29 protein-coding genes are annotated in these 16,231 nt (G+C 44.8%); 1 reads left to right on the forward strand and 28 read right to left on the reverse strand.

Features of this window, described 5'->3' with window-relative positions; translation table 11 throughout:
• Positions 1-10 precede the first annotated feature (10 nt).
• From secY to rpsJ, 22 genes are all read right to left on the reverse strand, one after another.
• Positions 11-1,342: a preprotein translocase subunit SecY gene (gene secY / locus TQ33_RS09630; RefSeq protein WP_046561863.1), complete on the reverse strand. Its 1,332-nt coding sequence runs from the start codon at positions 1,340-1,342 to the stop codon at positions 11-13.
• Complete coding sequence (rplO, locus tag TQ33_RS09635; RefSeq protein WP_046561864.1) at positions 1,342-1,779, reverse strand: 50S ribosomal protein L15; 438 nt, start codon at positions 1,777-1,779, stop codon at positions 1,342-1,344. The genes secY and rplO overlap by 1 nt, the downstream gene beginning before the upstream one ends.
• Before the next feature lie 3 nt (positions 1,780-1,782).
• Positions 1,783-1,965, reverse strand: a complete 183-nt coding sequence (gene rpmD, locus TQ33_RS11915) for a 50S ribosomal protein L30 (RefSeq protein ID WP_046561865.1) — start codon at positions 1,963-1,965, stop codon at positions 1,783-1,785.
• Between the two features lie 4 nt (positions 1,966-1,969).
• Positions 1,970-2,473 (reverse strand): 30S ribosomal protein S5, encoded by a 504-nt coding sequence (gene rpsE / locus TQ33_RS09645; protein WP_046561866.1) that lies wholly within the window; start codon positions 2,471-2,473, stop codon positions 1,970-1,972.
• Positions 2,474-2,483: 10 nt separating this feature from the next.
• A complete protein-coding gene (rplR, locus tag TQ33_RS09650) occupies positions 2,484-2,837 on the reverse strand; it encodes a 50S ribosomal protein L18 (RefSeq protein ID WP_046561867.1) in 354 nt (117 codons plus the stop codon).
• Between the two features lie 12 nt (positions 2,838-2,849).
• Positions 2,850-3,380, reverse strand: coding sequence for a 50S ribosomal protein L6 (gene rplF, locus TQ33_RS11920; protein WP_046561868.1), 531 nt, complete (start codon positions 3,378-3,380; stop codon positions 2,850-2,852).
• A gap of 12 nt (positions 3,381-3,392) precedes the next feature.
• Positions 3,393-3,785 (reverse strand): 30S ribosomal protein S8, encoded by a 393-nt coding sequence (gene rpsH, locus TQ33_RS11925; protein WP_046561869.1) that lies wholly within the window; start codon positions 3,783-3,785, stop codon positions 3,393-3,395.
• Positions 3,786-3,803: 18 nt separating this feature from the next.
• Positions 3,804-4,109: a 30S ribosomal protein S14 gene (gene rpsN, locus TQ33_RS09665; RefSeq protein WP_046561870.1), complete on the reverse strand. Its 306-nt coding sequence runs from the start codon at positions 4,107-4,109 to the stop codon at positions 3,804-3,806.
• A gap of 10 nt (positions 4,110-4,119) precedes the next feature.
• Positions 4,120-4,659 carry a 50S ribosomal protein L5 gene (gene rplE, locus TQ33_RS11930; RefSeq protein ID WP_046561871.1) on the reverse strand — a complete coding sequence of 180 codons (540 nt, stop codon included), beginning with the start codon at positions 4,657-4,659 and terminating at the stop codon, positions 4,120-4,122.
• A gap of 24 nt (positions 4,660-4,683) precedes the next feature.
• Positions 4,684-5,001 (reverse strand): 50S ribosomal protein L24, encoded by a 318-nt coding sequence (gene rplX, locus TQ33_RS11935; protein WP_046561872.1) that lies wholly within the window; start codon positions 4,999-5,001, stop codon positions 4,684-4,686.
• Between the two features lie 14 nt (positions 5,002-5,015).
• A complete protein-coding gene (gene rplN, locus TQ33_RS09680) occupies positions 5,016-5,384 on the reverse strand; it encodes a 50S ribosomal protein L14 (RefSeq protein WP_046561873.1) in 369 nt (122 codons plus the stop codon).
• 110 nt (positions 5,385-5,494) lie between these two features.
• On the reverse strand, positions 5,495-5,752 hold the full coding sequence (gene rpsQ / locus TQ33_RS09685; RefSeq protein WP_046561874.1) for a 30S ribosomal protein S17: 258 nt from the start codon (positions 5,750-5,752) through the stop codon (positions 5,495-5,497).
• Positions 5,752-5,943 carry a 50S ribosomal protein L29 gene (rpmC, locus tag TQ33_RS09690; RefSeq protein ID WP_046561875.1) on the reverse strand — a complete coding sequence of 64 codons (192 nt, stop codon included), beginning with the start codon at positions 5,941-5,943 and terminating at the stop codon, positions 5,752-5,754. Before rpmC ends, rpsQ begins: the two co-directional genes overlap by 1 nt.
• On the reverse strand, positions 5,943-6,350 hold the full coding sequence (gene rplP / locus TQ33_RS09695; RefSeq protein WP_046561876.1) for a 50S ribosomal protein L16: 408 nt from the start codon (positions 6,348-6,350) through the stop codon (positions 5,943-5,945). Before rplP ends, rpmC begins: the two co-directional genes overlap by 1 nt.
• An 11-nt stretch (positions 6,351-6,361) precedes the next feature.
• On the reverse strand, positions 6,362-7,063 hold the full coding sequence (gene rpsC / locus TQ33_RS09700; RefSeq protein WP_046561877.1) for a 30S ribosomal protein S3: 702 nt from the start codon (positions 7,061-7,063) through the stop codon (positions 6,362-6,364).
• 9 nt (positions 7,064-7,072) lie between these two features.
• Positions 7,073-7,405, reverse strand: a complete 333-nt coding sequence (gene rplV / locus TQ33_RS09705; RefSeq protein WP_046561878.1) for a 50S ribosomal protein L22 — start codon at positions 7,403-7,405, stop codon at positions 7,073-7,075.
• Positions 7,406-7,420: 15 nt separating this feature from the next.
• On the reverse strand, positions 7,421-7,699 hold the full coding sequence (gene rpsS, locus TQ33_RS09710) for a 30S ribosomal protein S19 (RefSeq protein ID WP_046561879.1): 279 nt from the start codon (positions 7,697-7,699) through the stop codon (positions 7,421-7,423).
• A gap of 11 nt (positions 7,700-7,710) precedes the next feature.
• Positions 7,711-8,538: a 50S ribosomal protein L2 gene (gene rplB, locus TQ33_RS09715; protein WP_046561880.1), complete on the reverse strand. Its 828-nt coding sequence runs from the start codon at positions 8,536-8,538 to the stop codon at positions 7,711-7,713.
• A gap of 14 nt (positions 8,539-8,552) precedes the next feature.
• The gene (rplW, locus tag TQ33_RS09720) at positions 8,553-8,849 is read right to left on the reverse strand and encodes a 50S ribosomal protein L23 (RefSeq protein ID WP_046561881.1); all 297 of its coding nucleotides are present in this window, start codon (positions 8,847-8,849) and stop codon (positions 8,553-8,555) included.
• On the reverse strand, positions 8,846-9,448 hold the full coding sequence (gene rplD, locus TQ33_RS09725; protein WP_046561882.1) for a 50S ribosomal protein L4: 603 nt from the start codon (positions 9,446-9,448) through the stop codon (positions 8,846-8,848). The genes rplW and rplD overlap by 4 nt, the downstream gene beginning before the upstream one ends.
• Before the next feature lie 17 nt (positions 9,449-9,465).
• Positions 9,466-10,098: a 50S ribosomal protein L3 gene (gene rplC, locus TQ33_RS09730; protein WP_046561883.1), complete on the reverse strand. Its 633-nt coding sequence runs from the start codon at positions 10,096-10,098 to the stop codon at positions 9,466-9,468.
• Positions 10,099-10,150: 52 nt separating this feature from the next.
• The gene (rpsJ, locus tag TQ33_RS09735) at positions 10,151-10,462 is read right to left on the reverse strand and encodes a 30S ribosomal protein S10 (RefSeq protein ID WP_046561884.1); all 312 of its coding nucleotides are present in this window, start codon (positions 10,460-10,462) and stop codon (positions 10,151-10,153) included.
• A gap of 344 nt (positions 10,463-10,806) precedes the next feature.
• On the opposite strand from rpsJ, the gene TQ33_RS09740 reads away from it, so the two are divergent.
• The gene (locus TQ33_RS09740) at positions 10,807-11,307 is read left to right on the forward strand and encodes a peptide-methionine (S)-S-oxide reductase (protein ID WP_046561885.1); all 501 of its coding nucleotides are present in this window, start codon (positions 10,807-10,809) and stop codon (positions 11,305-11,307) included.
• Here the strand turns inward: TQ33_RS09740 and TQ33_RS09745 are convergent.
• The 6 genes from TQ33_RS09745 to TQ33_RS09770 all read right to left on the reverse strand — a co-directional run bounded on the left by TQ33_RS09745 (position 11,304) and on the right by TQ33_RS09770 (position 16,175).
• A complete protein-coding gene (locus TQ33_RS09745) occupies positions 11,304-11,585 on the reverse strand; it encodes a GNAT family N-acetyltransferase (protein WP_218915765.1) in 282 nt (93 codons plus the stop codon). The genes TQ33_RS09740 and TQ33_RS09745 overlap by 4 nt on opposite strands.
• A gap of 53 nt (positions 11,586-11,638) precedes the next feature.
• Positions 11,639-11,920 (reverse strand): DUF427 domain-containing protein, encoded by a 282-nt coding sequence (locus tag TQ33_RS09750; protein WP_046561886.1) that lies wholly within the window; start codon positions 11,918-11,920, stop codon positions 11,639-11,641.
• Positions 11,921-11,971: 51 nt separating this feature from the next.
• Complete coding sequence (msrA, locus tag TQ33_RS09755) at positions 11,972-12,502, reverse strand: peptide-methionine (S)-S-oxide reductase MsrA (RefSeq protein ID WP_218915766.1); 531 nt, start codon at positions 12,500-12,502, stop codon at positions 11,972-11,974.
• A 45-nt stretch (positions 12,503-12,547) separates the two neighbouring features.
• Positions 12,548-12,988, reverse strand: coding sequence for a peptide-methionine (R)-S-oxide reductase MsrB (gene msrB / locus TQ33_RS09760; protein ID WP_179944368.1), 441 nt, complete (start codon positions 12,986-12,988; stop codon positions 12,548-12,550).
• A gap of 162 nt (positions 12,989-13,150) precedes the next feature.
• The gene (locus tag TQ33_RS09765) at positions 13,151-14,491 is read right to left on the reverse strand and encodes a DUF1501 domain-containing protein (RefSeq protein WP_046561888.1); all 1,341 of its coding nucleotides are present in this window, start codon (positions 14,489-14,491) and stop codon (positions 13,151-13,153) included.
• 7 nt (positions 14,492-14,498) lie between these two features.
• On the reverse strand, positions 14,499-16,175 hold the full coding sequence (locus tag TQ33_RS09770) for a DUF1800 domain-containing protein (protein ID WP_084616990.1): 1,677 nt from the start codon (positions 16,173-16,175) through the stop codon (positions 14,499-14,501).
• Between the last annotated feature and the right edge of the window lie 56 nt (positions 16,176-16,231).

Genomic DNA, 16,231 nt, shown 5'->3' on the forward strand with positions numbered 1-16,231 from the left:
TCCAACATGCTTAGCGACGAACACGACCGGATGGGCCATGCTTTTTAAGATTTGCTTTTTTTAATACCGAGTCATATTGCTGCGACATTAAATGCGCTTGTACTTGAGCCATAAAGTCCATAGCAACAACTACAATAATCAATAGTGACGTACCACCGAAGTAGAACGGATATTCAAATAGCAAAATCAAGAACTCTGGTAACAAACATACAGCGGTCATGTAAAGCGCGCCCCAGAACGTAAGTCTAGTGGTTACTTTATCAAGGTAGCTAGCCGTTTGTTGGCCAGGACGAATACCTGGAATAAATGCTCCTGATTTCTTCAAATTGTCTGCAGTATCACGAGGATTCTGAGTCAACGCTGTATAGAAGAAAGCGAAGAAGATAATACCCGCTGCATATAGCAACATATATACAGGGTTACCAGGTTGTAAATTCTGAGCTAGAGTGCTTAACCAACTAACTTCTCCAGCATTACCAAACCAAGACAGCAAGGTGCCAGGGAATAGAACAATACTCGATGCGAAAATAGCTGGAATTACACCTGCCATATTCAACTTCATTGGTAAGAAGCTACTTTGAGCTGCAAAAACTTTATTACCTTGCTGGCGTTTTGCGTAGTTGATCGTTATACGACGTTGAGCCGTTTCAAACCAAACAATGAAGTAAATCACTGCTAATGCGAACACCGCGAATACTAGAATACCTAGTACATCACGCTGGCCATCATAAGCTTGTGAGAATACTTGCTTAATCGCCTGTGGGAAACCTGCAACGATACCCACCAAAATAATAATTGAGATACCGTTACCGATACCTCGTTCCGTAATTTGTTCACCTAACCACATTAGGAACATAGTACCTGTTACCAATGTAGCGATAGCGACAAAATAGAACGAAAAGTTAGGATTCTCAACCAGTCCCGGAATCATGCTTGGTAACTGTGTAGCCATACCAAATGCTTGTACAGTAGCTAAGGCCACTGTTAAGTAACGGGTGTACTGATTGATTTTGCGGCGACCACTCTCGCCTTCCTTCTTGATCTCTTTTAATCGAGGATCAACATAACTTAAGATCTGCATGATAATCGATGCCGAGATATACGGCATGATACCTAATGCAAGAACCGAAGCACGCTCCATCGCACCGCCAGAGAATACATTAAATAATGAAAATATTGTATCCTGACTTAAAAAGTCTGCTAGCGCTTTAGGATCAACCCCAGGAACTGGAATAAAAGAACCAAGACGGAAGACCACAATAGCAATGAGCACAAACAACAAACGTTGTTTGAGCTCACCTAAACCACCGCTTTTAGCTAATTGCTGTGGTGATAATGCCATTATGCTTCAACCTTACCGCCAGCTGCTTCGATAGCTTTCTGTGCACCTTTCGTGACGCGAACGCCACCAGAAACGGTTACTGCACGATCGATTTCGCCTGACAAGATAATTTTAGCGTTTTCGATGCTGTCACCGATGATACCTGCTTTTTTCAAAGTCAGTAAATCAACAACTTCACCGTCTACTTTTGAAAGTTCATTTAAACGAACTTCAGCAGTTACCAAGGCTTTACGCGAGTTAAAACCAAATTTAGGTAAACGCTGTTTCAAAGGCATCTGACCACCTTCAAAACCAATCTTGTTAAAACCGCCTGAACGCGACTTCTGACCTTTATGACCGCGACCAGCAGTCTTACCGTCAGTTGAACCGATACCACGGCCTACACGTTTGCGATCCTTTTTACTACCAGGAGCTGGCATCAATGTATTTAAACGCATGATTTACTCCTCAACACTAACCATGTAGTAAACTTTGTTTACCATACCGCGAGTTGATGCTGTATCTTCAACTTCAACAGTATGACCAATGCGACGCAAACCTAGACCACGCAAACAAGCTTTGTGAGCTTCTAAGCGGCTAATGCTAGAACGCGTCTGCGTTACTTTCATCATTTTCTTTGCCATCGTCTTAGTCCAAAATCTCTTCTACTGATTTACCACGCTTGGCAGCCATAGCTTCTGGCGAAGTCATTTGGGTCAAACCATTAATCGTTGCACGAACGATGTTAATTGGGTTTGTAGAACCAACACTCTTTGCCAATACGTTTTGGATACCTAGCACTTCAAAAACTGCACGCATTGCACCACCGGCGATAATACCTGTACCTTCAGATGCTGGTTGCATGTAAACTTTTGATGCGCCATGACGGGCATTCAATGCATGTTGTAAAGTGTGACCATCTTTAAGCTCAACTTGAATCATGTTACGACGAGCTTGTTCCATAGCCTTTTGAATCGCTACTGGTACTTCTTTCGATTTACCACGACCAAAACCCACTTTACCCTTACCGTCGCCTACAACAGTTAAAGCCGTGAAACCGAAAATACGACCACCTTTAACTACTTTAGCAACGCGGTTTACGTTGACTAACTTCTCAACTAAACCTTCTTGGTTATTCATATCTTTTGCCATGCTTCACACCTTAGAACTGTAAGCCTTTTTCACGAGCGGCGTCAGCTAATGCTGCCACGCGACCATGATATTTGAATCCACTGCGGTCGAAAGCTACTTGCTTTATTCCCGCCTCGATAGCGCGCTCAGCAACCAAAGTACCTACGTGCTTAGCAGCATCTAGGTTACCCGTGTACTTAACGTCACCACGAACGGCCTTTTCCACAGTCGAAGCACTTGCGATTATATTACCGTTCTCACCGCTGATTACTTGAGCGTAAATGTGGCGAGGGGTTCTATTCACAACCAGGCGCGTTACACCTAGTTCCTGCATTTTTGAGCGACTTTTAGTCGCACGACGCAAACGTTGAATTTTCTTTTTCATGACCCTGCCCTACTATTTCTTCTTGGCTTCTTTACGAACAATATATTCGTCAACATAGCGAACACCTTTACCTTTATATGGCTCTGGTGGACGATAGCTACGGATGTTTGCCGCAACTTGACCGACGATTTGTTTGCTCGGACCCTTAACGATAAGATCAGTTTGAGAAGGAGCTTCAATTGTAACGCCTTCTGGAATCTCAAACGCAATTGGGTGAGAAAAGCCTAGAGTTAAGTTCAAAGTCTTACCTTGAACCTGCGCACGATAACCAACACCGATAAGTTTCAATTTCTTTTCGAAACCTTCGGTAACGCCAGTTACCATATTATTAACCAATGCGCGGTAAGTACCTGCCATAGCCCAGCTTAAGTTTGCAGCAGAAGGAGCAAATGAAACTGCACCATCTTCGACAGTAATTTTTACGTCGTCATGCATATTTTGTTCAAGCTGACCTTTAGAACCTTTTACACTGATCACGCCATCTTTGATGTTTACTTCAACACCTGAAGGGATAGATACAGTGGCTTTTGCTACACGTGACATCTCAATACTCCCTTACGATACAGTGCAGATGATCTCGCCACCATGACCCGCTTTACGAGCGGCACGGTCGGTCATCACACCTTTTGAAGTTGAAACAACTGCGATACCTAGACCGCCGATGACTTTTGGAAGCTCATCAACTTTCTTATAGATACGCAAACCAGGACGGCTGACACGCTTTAATTCATCAATTACAGGACGACCTTGATAGTATTTAAGTTCTACCGTCATTGATGGAATAGCGCCTTCACCAACGCTGTAGCTCTGGATGAAACCTTCATCAACTAGTACTTCAGCGATTGCTTTCTTAATTTTTGAAGCAGGTATTTCGACAGTTTTCTTCGCAGCAGTTTGGCCGTTACGAATACGAGTCAACATATCTGCTATAGGATCTTGCATACTCATGTGTGATTCTCCAACAGCTTACCAGCTAGCTTTTACTAAACCAGGCACGTCACCTTTCATCGCATGTTCACGCAATTTATTGCGGCACATACCGAACTTACGAAGGTAACCGTGTGGACGACCAGTCACGCGACAACGATTACGTTGGCGTACAGGGTTTGCATTACGTGGTAGCTTTTGTAGCTTCACCTGAGCTTCCCAAACTTCTTCTTCAGAAGACTCTGGGTTGTTGATGATTGCTTTTAGCTCTGCGCGTTTTGCAGCGTACTTTTCAACTGTTTTCGCACGCTTCAACTCACGCTCTATCATAGATTTCTTAGCCATAGCGTGCCTCTTATGATTTCAATGGGAAGTTGAACGCACTCAATAACGCGCGACCTTCCTCATTGCTGTTTGCCGTAGTGGTGATAGTAATATCCATACCACGAACCTTATCGACCTTGTCATAATCAATTTCTGGGAAAATGATTTGCTCTTTGATACCTACAGAGTAGTTACCACGGCCGTCGAAAGATTTCGGGTTCAAACCACGGAAGTCACGAATACGTGGCACCGCGATTGAAATAAATCTTTCTAAGAATTCCCACATACGCTCGCCACGAAGAGTCACTTTACAGCCAATAGGATAGCCATCACGAATTTTAAAGCCCGCAACAGATTTGCGTGCTTTCGTGATGATAGGCTTTTGGCCTGAGATAGCAGTCATATCATTGACTGCGTGCTCAAGGATCTTCTTGTCCGCAAGAGCTTCACCCAGACCCATGTTCAATGTGATCTTGGTAATGCGTGGGACTTGCATAACTGATTTGTACTCAAACTTCTCTTGAAGCTCCTGTACAACAGTATCTTTGTAAAAGTTGTGCAGTTTCGCCATCATTTATTACCTAAATGTTAACTATTAAATCGCTTCGCCAGTTTTCTTGAAGAAGCGCGTTTTCTTACCGTCTTCAACTTTAAAACCAACACGGTCAGCTTTACCCGTTGAAGGGTTGTAAATCGCAATATTTGAAGCGTCGAAAGCTGCTTCTTTCTCGATGATTCCACCTTCATTGATAGAACCGTCAGGATTTTGGCTTGGCTTTGTGTGCTTCTTAATAATGTTTACGCCACTCACAATCACGCGACCATCAGCAAGAACGCGGTCGACATTACCACGCTTACCTTTGTCTTTGCCCGCGATTACGATGACTTCGTCGCCGCTTTTAATCTTTTGCATGATTCTCGTCTCTCTTAAAGTACTTCTGGTGCCAAAGACACGATCTTCATGAACTTGTCACCACGTAGTTCACGTGTAACAGGCCCAAAGATACGAGTACCAATCGGCTGTAGGTTACTGTTCAGAATTACCGCTGCGTTACCGTCAAACTTGATCAAAGATCCGTCTGGACGACGTACACCTTTACGGGTACGAACTACAACTGCGTTTAGAACGTCACCTTTTTTTACCTTACCGCGTGGGATCGCTTCTTTTACGCTCACCTTGATGATGTCACCAATATTGGCGTAACGACGATGCGAACCACCCAGTACCTTAATACACATTACACGACGCGCACCTGAATTATCGGCTACGTCTAGTACTGATTGCATCTGGATCATGGTTTTCTCCGCTTAATCCCGCGCTAAAAGGCGCAGGAGTATACCATTAAATTAGTAAAAATCCTAACCCCGAAGCGAAATTAATCACATCAGGGTTAGCTATGGTTCAATTAGCGAGCGCTCTCGACTATCTCAACTAGCTTAAAAGACTTAGTTTTTGATAGAGGACGACACTCAGCAATTCTCACCACATCACCCAATTTGCACTCGTTAGCTTCGTCATGAGCGTGGATTTTAGTTGAACGTTTGATGAACTTCCCATATAAAGGGTGCTTCACGTGACGCTCAACCAAAACAGTAATGGATTTATCCATTTTGTCGCTGACGACTTTGCCCTGTAATGTGCGTTGAATTGTTTCAGTGCTCATTATGAACCTGCCTTTTGGTTGATAATGGTTTTAACACGGGCGATATCACGACGAACTTCACGCAACTTGTGTGTTTCTGTCACTTGGCCCGTAGCCTTTTCCATACGTAACTTAAATTGATCTTGCAAAAGCTCGTTCAAAGTTACGTTGAGCTCTTCAACGCTCTTATCTTTCAATTCTGTCGCTTTCATTAGATCACCGTCCGCTTAACAAAGGTCGTTTTGAAAGGTAGTTTTGCTGCCGCTAAAGCAAACGCTTCACGCGCTAAATCTTCAGAGATACCTTCTACTTCATATAACATACGACCTGGTTGAACCTGAGCAACCCAATATTCAACACTACCTTTACCTTTACCCATACGTACTTCTAAAGGCTTTTTAGTGATTGGTTTGTCAGGGAATACACGAATGTATACTTTACCCGCACGTTTCATGTGACGAGTCATTGCACGACGAGCTGCCTCGATTTGGCGCGCTGTCATACGACCACGACCCGTCGCTTTTAAACCGAACTCACCAAAGCTTACGTTATGAGCTTGAGAGCCGCGGTTACGCAGTTTATGCTGCTTACGATATTTCGTTCTTTTTGGCAATAACATAATACTTACCCCTATTTCTTAGCTTTAGGAGCAGGTTTTCTACGGCGAGGTTTCTTCTCTTCTTTTGGCTCTTCAATCTCTTGGCCAGGAAGAACTTCACCTTTGAAAATCCATACTTTAATGCCGATGATACCGTAAGTAGTATTCGCTTCAGATGTCGCGTAATCGATGTTCGCACGAAGCGTATGCAAAGGTACACGACCTTCACGGTACCACTCAGTACGAGCAATCTCAGCACCACCTAAACGACCACTTACTTCAATCTTGATACCTTGAGCACCAAGGCGCATAGCATTTTGAACGGCACGCTTCATCGCACGACGGAACATCACACGACGCTCTAGCTGTTGTGCAACATTGTCACCAACCAATTGAGCATCTAACTCAGGCTTGCGAACTTGCTCAACAGAAACTTGCGCAGTAACACCCGCCATTTTGGCGATCTTGCCACGCAACTTCTCAATATCTTCACCTTTTTTACCGATAACGATACCAGGACGCGCTGTGTGAATAGTCACACGAATCGCTTTCGCTGGACGCTCTATCTCGATGCGAGATACTGAAGCATGCTTCAATTCTTTTAACAACCAGTTACGGATGTTGATATCACTTTCCAAGTTATCCGCAAAATCGCCGCGCTCAGCATACCAAGTTGCAGTATGCTTTTTTACGATACCTAAGCGGATACCGGTAGGATGAACTTTTTGACCCATTACCTTCTCCTAGTTATCCGATACTTTAACGGTGACGTGGCTATTACGCTTTAAAATGCGGTCGCCACGACCTTTCGCGCGCGGACGCATACGCTTAGCTGTCGCCGCTTCATCAACGAAAATAGTTGAAACTTTCAACTCGTCGATATCAGCGCCTTCATTATGCTCAGCATTTGCAATCGCAGACTCAAGAACCTTCTTGATTAGACGAGCCGCTTTCTTTGGGCTGAATTCAAGAGTGTTCAACGCTTTTTCTACTGGTAAGCCACGAATCTGATCGGCAACAAGACGCATTTTTTGTGCCGAGATGGCGGCGTTACGCAATTTAGCTGCTACTTCCATCTTCCACTCCTCGCCTTATCGCTTCTTGGCTTTCTTATCAACATCGTGACCATGATAGGTACGAGTTAATACAAACTCACCTAACTTGTGGCCAACCATGTCTTCAGAAACGAAGACTGGTACGTGTTGACGACCATTGTGAACGGCAATCGTCAGACCAACCATTTCCGGGAAAACGGTTGAACGACGAGACCATGTTTTAATTGGTTTCTTAGAACCAGAGGCCGCAGCTTCTTCAACCTTCTTCAATAAATGAAGGTCAATGAATGGGCCTTTCTTTAACGAACGTGCCACTGTGCTATCCTCTATCGTTTATTACGGCGACGGACAATTAATTTGTCTGTGCGCTTGTTGCTACGAGTTTTCTTACCTTTAGTAGGCGTACCCCATGGAGACACAGGATGACGACCACCAGAGGTACGTCCTTCACCACCACCATGTGGGTGGTCAACTGGGTTCATAGCCACACCACGAACCGTCGGGCGAATACCGCGCCAGCGAGTGGCACCAGCTTTACCCAAGCTACGTAGCATGTGCTCTGAGTTACCTACCTGACCGATAGTCGCGCGACCTTCAGACAACACTTTACGTGTTTCGCCTGAACGTAAACGCAAGGTCACATAGTTACCTTCACGTGCAACAATCTGAGCATAAGCACCCGCACTACGAGCTATTTGCGCACCCTTGCCAGGCTTAAGTTCGATGTTATGAACGGTAGAACCTACAGGGATGTTACGCATTGGCAAGGCATTACCGACACGAATCGGAGCGCGCTCACCAGAAACGATAGAATCACCAGCATTTAAGTTACGAGGAGCAATGATGTAACGACGCTCACCGTCTGCGTAGCAGATTAGTGCAATGTGTGCACTACGGTTCGGATCGTACTCAAGACGCTCAACGGTACCAGTAATATCGTCTTTATTACGTTTGAAGTCGATTAAACGGTAATGTTGCTTATGACCGCCACCAACGTGACGAGTCGTAATGCGACCGTTATTATTACGACCACCATTTCTTGATTTCTTCTCTAATAAAGCTGCATGAGGTTTACCCTTATGCAGGTCAGAATTCACCACTTTGACTACAAAGCGGCGTCCTGGAGAAGTTGGTTTAGCTTTTACAATTGCCATTACTAATCTCCTTGTTACTCGCCGCCAACGAAGTCAAGGTCTTGACCTGGCTTCAATGAGACGTAAGCTTTTTTCCAGTTTGGACGACGGCCTTCTTGTAGACCAAAACGCTTACGTTTACCTTTCATGTTTAAAGTACGAACTGAATCGACTTCAACTTCAAACAAAGTTTCTACAGCTTTTTTGATTTCACGCTTGTTAGCGTCTTTAGCTACTTTGAAAACGAATTGGTTGTCGTTTTCAGCCAAAATCGTCGCTTTTTCAGAAACGTGAGGCGCTAGAAGAACTTTTAAGAGTCTCTCTTGGTTCATCCCAACATCTCCTCTACTTTCTTAACAGCCGCGACAGTCATCACAACCTTGTCAAAACCGATTAGGCTTACAGGGTCGATAGCTTGAACGTCACGAACGTCAACTTTGTGTAAGTTACGAGACGCTAAGAATAGGTTTTCGTTAACTTCTTCAGTCACGATCAACGCTTCTTTAGCATCTAGTTCTTTCAACTTGCCAACCAACTCTTTAGTTTTCGGAGCTGAAACAGCAAATTCTTCTACTACAATCAAACGCTCTTGACGAACCAATTCACTAAGAATGCTTTGGATCGCACCGCGGTACATTTTGCGGTTAACTTTTTGAGTGTAGTCTTGTGGTTGCGCAGCGAAAGTTACACCACCTTTGCGCCATAATGGGCTACGGATAGTACCTGCACGGGCACGACCTGTACCTTTTTGACGCCATGGCTTCTTACCACCACCGCTTACAGCGCTACGGTTCTTTTGTGCGCGAGTACCGGCACGAGCAGCAGCCATATAAGCAACTACTACTTGGTGAACTAATGACTCGTTAAATTCACGGCCAAAAGCTACCTCAGAAACCTTTATTGCGCCGCCAGATGTCAAACTAAGTTCCATAGTCAACTCCTCTTGGCCTAGGCTTTCTCAGCAGGATGTACAATCACATCACCGCCGGTAGCGCCTGGGACGGCACCTTTGATTAATAACAAATTGCGCTCAGCGTCTACACGTACAACTTCTAGAGTTTGTACAGTGACTCGCTCAGCACCCATGTGGCCAGACATTTTCTTGCCTTTAAATACGCGACCTGGAGTTTGGTTTTGACCAATAGAACCAGGAGCACGGTGCGCTAATGAGTTACCGTGCGTTGTATCTTGACCACGGAAGTTCCAACGCTTAATTACGCCAGCGTAACCTTTACCTTTAGAGGTACCAGTTACGTCAACTTTTTGACCTTCTTCGAAAACTTCAACTTTGACTTCACCGCCAATTTCGAAACCTTCTAAAGAGTCCACACGGAACTCCCACAAACCACGACCAGCTTCTACGTTAGCTTTCTTATAATGTCCAGCTTCCGCTTTACTGATACGGTTTGCCTTACGGCTTCCTGTAGTCACTTGAACCGCTTCATAACCGTCAACATCAGCTGTTTTAAGCTGAGTGATGCGATTTGGGTCGGCTTCTACTACGGTAACCGGGATAGACACGCCGTCTTCAGTGAAGACACGAGTCATTCCTCGTTTTATACCTACTATTCCGATAGCCATGTTTTAAACCTCAACCGAAATGGTTATAACCTTGCTACTGATGTCACTAGTCTTAAGTAAGACTAATTTGAACATCAACACCAGCTGCCAAATCCAACTTCATCAAAGCATCAACTGTTTTTTCTGTTGGCTCGATGATGTCCACTAAACGCTTGTGCGTACGAATTTCATACTGATCACGCGCATCTTTATTCACGTGTGGTGAAGTCAAGATGGTGAAGCGTTCTTTACGCGTCGGTAAAGGAATAGGACCCTTAACCTGAGCACCAGTACGCTTAGCGGTGTTTACGATCTCTGAAGTCGAAATATCAATCAACTTGTGATCAAACGCTTTCAATCTGATTCGAATACGTTGCTTTGCCATTGCAAAGAACTCCACTATATTAATTAAAAGAACATAAAAAACCGCTCCACCCTACTACTCGTGAGGGGTGCGGTTACCAAACTTGTTTCAGACTCAAATCGAGCCTGTTGTTAGCAAAATCAATAACTTACTTTACACTAAAGTCTGAAATTGCTTCGCAAGAACAACCCTAATAGTGGCCGTTACGCCTACAAAGGGACGCGAATTATAGGGGATCGCAATAGGGATTGCAAGGCAGAAAAGCAAATAATTTCAAGCGTTAGAGGCGAAAAAACACTTGGGATGTGTAACGATTTCGTCCAAACCGACTCTAACCCCCAGATCACACGAAACAAGGGCATTCTATGAGAAACGAGTTACTGACACAAATCGGTTTTGGCGGTGGTTGCCACTGGTGTACCGAGGCGGTCTTTGCGTCCTTAAAGGGTGTGGCGAAAGTTGAACAAGGGTGGATCGCTTCTGAGGGCGATGCAGAAAGCTTTTCTGAAGCGGTCATCGTGACCTTTAATACGGAACACATCTCTCTTAAGGATCTGGTTCATATACACTTATTAACTCACAGTAGCAGTTCCGCGCATAAGTTCCGTCAAAAGTACCGAAGCGCCATCTATACGTTTAATAATGAGCAAATGTCACAGGCCAAGCATATTCTTGCCGAGCTTGCCGACGAGAATGCCAAAGAGTACGTGACTCAAGTATTGCCATTTAAAGCTTTTAAGCTGAATGACGAAAAGTACCAGCAATACTATCTCAAACATGCTGATAAACCTTTCTGTAAAACCTACATTGACCCAAAGCTAGCCACCCTGAGGCAACAATATGCTCACTATGTGAAAGCTGATTAGCTGGCTCGTAAGTGCGCCCAATCCTTATGGGTATCCATATAGTGTTTAATGTAAGAGCACTCAGGGACGACTTTAAAGCCTTCCTGCTCAATGGCATGCAATACCGCCTCCATCATGGTGCCGCCATAACCTTTGCCGCGCAGAGCTTCGGGGACTTCAGAGTAGTCTAGGTGTAACACCATTCCCTGTTGCGAATAAGTTACCTTTGCTTCATGACCCTGGTCCAAAACAACCGTAAACATTTTTTCCATCGGATGATGAATTGCTTGATAGGTCACTAATGCCTCCTTAATTTCGACAGCTCTAACCATAACCGTCGATCTGTAACGTCTTAGTCTTCAATGTCTACCCCGCGCCAAAAGGCGAGATACCCTTTAATCGGCTTGGCCTTTTCCAATGGCTCAGGGTAATACCAGGCAGCGTCTTTGTTGGTCTGCCCACTTACCGTTATATTATAATATTGGGCCTCTCCCTTCCATGAACAGGTCGTTTTGTGGTTTGAAGGGCTAAAATAATTAAAGTTAACCGACTCTGGTGGAAAGTAGTGATTATTCTCGACCACCACCGTATCGCCCGATTCTGCAATGACAATATTATTCCAAATAGCTTTCATGGGTGCTCCTTATCGATGGCACCGCACCAAAGAATAGTGCGGGCATGGTTACTAGGATGTTTTAAGCTTTTCGGCGTGCTTTTGTCGCAACTTACTCAGCTTTGGGTTTATCACCGCCATACAGTAGGGTTGCATGGCATTATTGGCGTAATAATCCTGATGGTAATCTTCAGCAGGATAAAAGGTTTCTTCAGCCACTAACTCGGTTGCTAGGGGTGCATCAAACAACGGCGCCATCTGGTCCATCACCGTTTCCGCCACTGCTCGCTGCTCATCATCGTGATACATGATCATTGAGCGGTACTGAGTACCAATATCCGCACCCTGCCCATCAACTTGCGTTGGGTCATGCGAGGTCAGAAAAACCTCTACCAAATCTCGATAACTAATGATCTCAGGATCGAATATGACCTGCACCACTTCCGCATGACCAGACTGTCCTGAGCACACCTCGCGGTATGTCGGATCATCCGTATCGCCTGCGGTATAGCCCGAAACGACCGACTCAACACCTTTTAATTGCTGCATCACCGCCTCAACGCACCAGAAGCAGCCGCCACCAAATGTTGCTTTATGAGTCATTTTATCCTCCATTTTATTAATAAGAACTTCTTTTAAGAGGCTCTTTTAAGAGACCGGTTTCAGCGAGACCGAGTTAATACAAAAACGTAATCCACTTGGCTCAGGGCCGTCAGGGAATACATGCCCCAAGTGGCCACCACAAACATTACAGCTGACCTCAATACGTGTCATGCCATAGCTATTATCCCTATCATACCGTATCACACCCTTTTTCAAGGGCTCGGTAAAGCTCGGCCAACCACTGCCCGACTCGAACTTCTGATTAGCATCGAATAATTTTTCATCGCAACTGGAGCAGGCATAAACTCCTGCCTCAAACACATTACAGTGCTCACCAGTAAATGCGCTCTCTGTACCTTTTAAGCGCATCACGCGGTACTCTTCAGCAGATAGCGCTTGCTGCCACTCGGCTTCTGTTTTAGATACTGTACGCGGTGGGCTCGGGTTACCGTTATTCGCATATGAAATCACCTCATGCCAGTTCATTATCGACACCTCCAGTAGCTTGGGTATTAGGAAGGATTATGAGCTTGTTACACCTTGAACAACCTCACCCTTATTAGAGTGGTATTATGGACAAATGTTACAGGCAGAAAAAAGCCCCTAATCAAGGGGCTGAAAGACTAACACAGGTTACAGAGAGTTAAACTAAAGCATAAAGTCGACAGCGTTCGCATCGAAAGATGATAGATTTGGCATCACGCTATTCAGCTCGCTATCAGTTAAACCGAACCAGCGAAGCGGACTTACCATAAATTGTTCCACTGAAGTGGTAGGAATAATACGTCCATCGTTATTGGCATCATCAGGACCGTCGATTTCTAAGCTTGGTACCTGTCCATAAATATCTCCACCGCGAACAGCGCCCCCCATGACCAACTGATGGTTGCCCCAAGCGTGATCGGTACCATCACCATTACTGGTCAAGGTCCTACCGAATTCTGAGCTGGTAAAACTCGTCACATTATTTTGCACGCCTAGCTCGGTGGTTACGTCATAAAAATAGTTCATACTCTGGCTTAATTCAGTGAACAGCTGTTGTTGAGTATTAATATGAGCATCGTGAGTATCGAATCCCCCCATGCCAACGTAAAAGACCTGACGCTCCATACCTAACTCAGCACGAATGGCAATTAATTTAGCCACCATCTCAAGTTTGGTCGCTAGGCTCCCTTCAGGTTTGATAGTCGTAAACTCAGGAACTGTATCAATCTGAGCACCCACACGTTCAACTAAGTCCATGGTTCGAGACTGTAGCCCCTTAAATTCATCAGTAAAAGGGTCATTGTAGTTATTGCTTAATAACTCTTTAAATGCGGCACGACGATTTTGTGTCCAGCTTTTGTCGGGCGCGACATAACCATATTGATCAAAGCCATTACGACCAATAGAAAGATCTAAATTCAACTGGCTACTCAACCAGTTGGTGCGGCCATCAATAGCAATACCAGTTAATAGAGGATCTTGGTTATTCGCAACAGCTAAATCCATCACACGACCGCCAAGCCCTGACTTTTGCACTTGTGGGTCAACATAGCGCCACTGATCTTGCTGATCGTTGTGTGAAAACAACTGATCAGGCAATGGTTTACTGTGGTCTAAAAATTGTTGTCGTGTTATAGGTTCAACTAAATTACCAACGTTCGACATCACCGCCACTTTACCGTTATTGAATAACCCCTGTAATTCAGACAGCTGCGGGTGAAAGCCGAAGCTACTCCCTCCATGCGATAAAGGCGAAACAGGCAATAAATCAGCTTTTGCTATCGCCATATTTTGGCGCGAGGCAGCATATTCGTTGTAATCAAAGTCGCTGGTCGGCACCACCATATTGAACCCATCATTACCTCCCAATAAAAATATGCATACCAGCGCTTTATAATCCCCCGTGGGAATACTAAGCGCATGTGCAGACTGACTCACATTCATTAGCCCAGAGGTCGCAATTGCAGCGGAACCGAGTTTTATAAAATCGCGTCTATTCATCATCAGGCTCCTATCGTTGTACCGCAAATTCTGGCGAAGTGATGACCATAGACACGGCTTCTATAGCTTTGCGTTCAGGATTGTCGGCATTAAAAGATGCCAAATAGTCAGTAAGTACTGACTTCATATGTTCACTCATGGTGCCGCCGAGCAACAACGTATCCAGATGTTCAATCAACTCTTCATCGCTTGACTCTGCCAAATTGCGTTCAGTGTTGTAGTTTACAATGATGTCTTTTGCATTTGGTGAAGTACGCTCTAAATTGTTCATACTCAAGGACCTCCAATGAAGATGATTTGTGATCTTTGCCATGGTGCCCTCAGTGTGAATTTCAAACTCTGGTGCATTGATGTCAGCGTCTTTTAATGCACCAGCAGGCTGATAGTTAGGCGAAAAGAAATTAAACACACTTGGCGATTTCAATGGCCCTTGCGCAAAGTCACTATCAACCCAACGGAACTCAAACGTTCCTGTCCCAGTATTAGCATTAAAAGCACGCCAGAAAGCTGTTAATTTCAGAATGGGCTCTTTCAACTTACCAAAAGGTTTGTCATGAGCAGACTCCCCCGTTATCGCTTCTTCATCCAAAAGTATCGACTTAATCACAGCCTTCATATCCCCTCGTACACCACTTCCATTATCATTGAATGCAGTAGCGACACGCTCAACGTACTCCGGCGAAGGATTGCTAGTGACTAATTTTTTGATCAGCTGTTTCGCAATAAAAGGGCCCACATTGGGGTGATTAAAGATATGATCCAGTGCTTGGTTTAAATCTTGTTCTGGCGTTTGCCCCGCGGGAATCACACCACCATTAATGATGCGCTTCTCACCTTCAGCATGATAGTCCGGAAAAGCTTTCATAGGGCTCAACAAGTCACGGTTTTCACCCCACCACCAAAACGTCTCAGCATTTTGCCAAGTCCAACCCGTAAAGACATGCGCTAGCCCTTCAATGTCATCTTGATCATAGGTTGGTATTGTCTTGCCCTGAGCATCTCGTTTTGGAGTGCCATCCAAATTAAGCTCAACTAAACCGACGGTAAATAACTGCATTAATTCACGGGCATAGTTTTCATCTGGGCGAATGTTTCGCTCAAGATCCGGCTTACGATTGCGCAACATACTCAAATACTCACCCATCACCGGACTAAGCGTGACATCTTGCATTAAGTCACGATAATTCCCGAAACTTTGCTCAAGCAGTATGTCGTAATAATTTGATAGGGATTTGTTTCCATCAACGCCACCTGAGTCAACTCCATACTGGCTAACGACCCAGATCTCACTCAATGCAAATGCCACACGCTGGCGCAATTGATCTTCAGCTTTTAAAGTTCGGTGCCACCAGGCATCAACATACAAACTCCAGGTACTGTCAGGATCAAAGCTAAACTGGTTGTAGTAAGGAAGGTGTTTTGTTGGTGATAAGGACATCTGCCAATCAATCCAGTCCGCATAGCCCATATCCACTACGCGATCAATTGAGTTTGTCGTCGCACCAAAAGTAGCTTGCTGCAAGAAGCGCGACGCTTTGCCTGAGGTGGGAGGTTCAACATGGGCCGGAGGATCTTCTCCAGAGCCTGGCTGCGGATTATTCGGCTCTTCGCTGTCTGAGCCACCACTACAAGCGGCTATCAGAAACATTAACCCCAGTAATGCCAGCCTCTGTATCGTTGTTTTCATGAGTGCCTAGTCTCTCCAAGTGACATAGATTGTCATCTTAAATGCGACCGACTGTA

The sequence above is a fragment of the Kangiella geojedonensis genome, assembly GCF_000981765.1.
GTDB classification, from domain to species: domain Bacteria; phylum Pseudomonadota; class Gammaproteobacteria; order Enterobacterales; family Kangiellaceae; genus Kangiella; species Kangiella geojedonensis.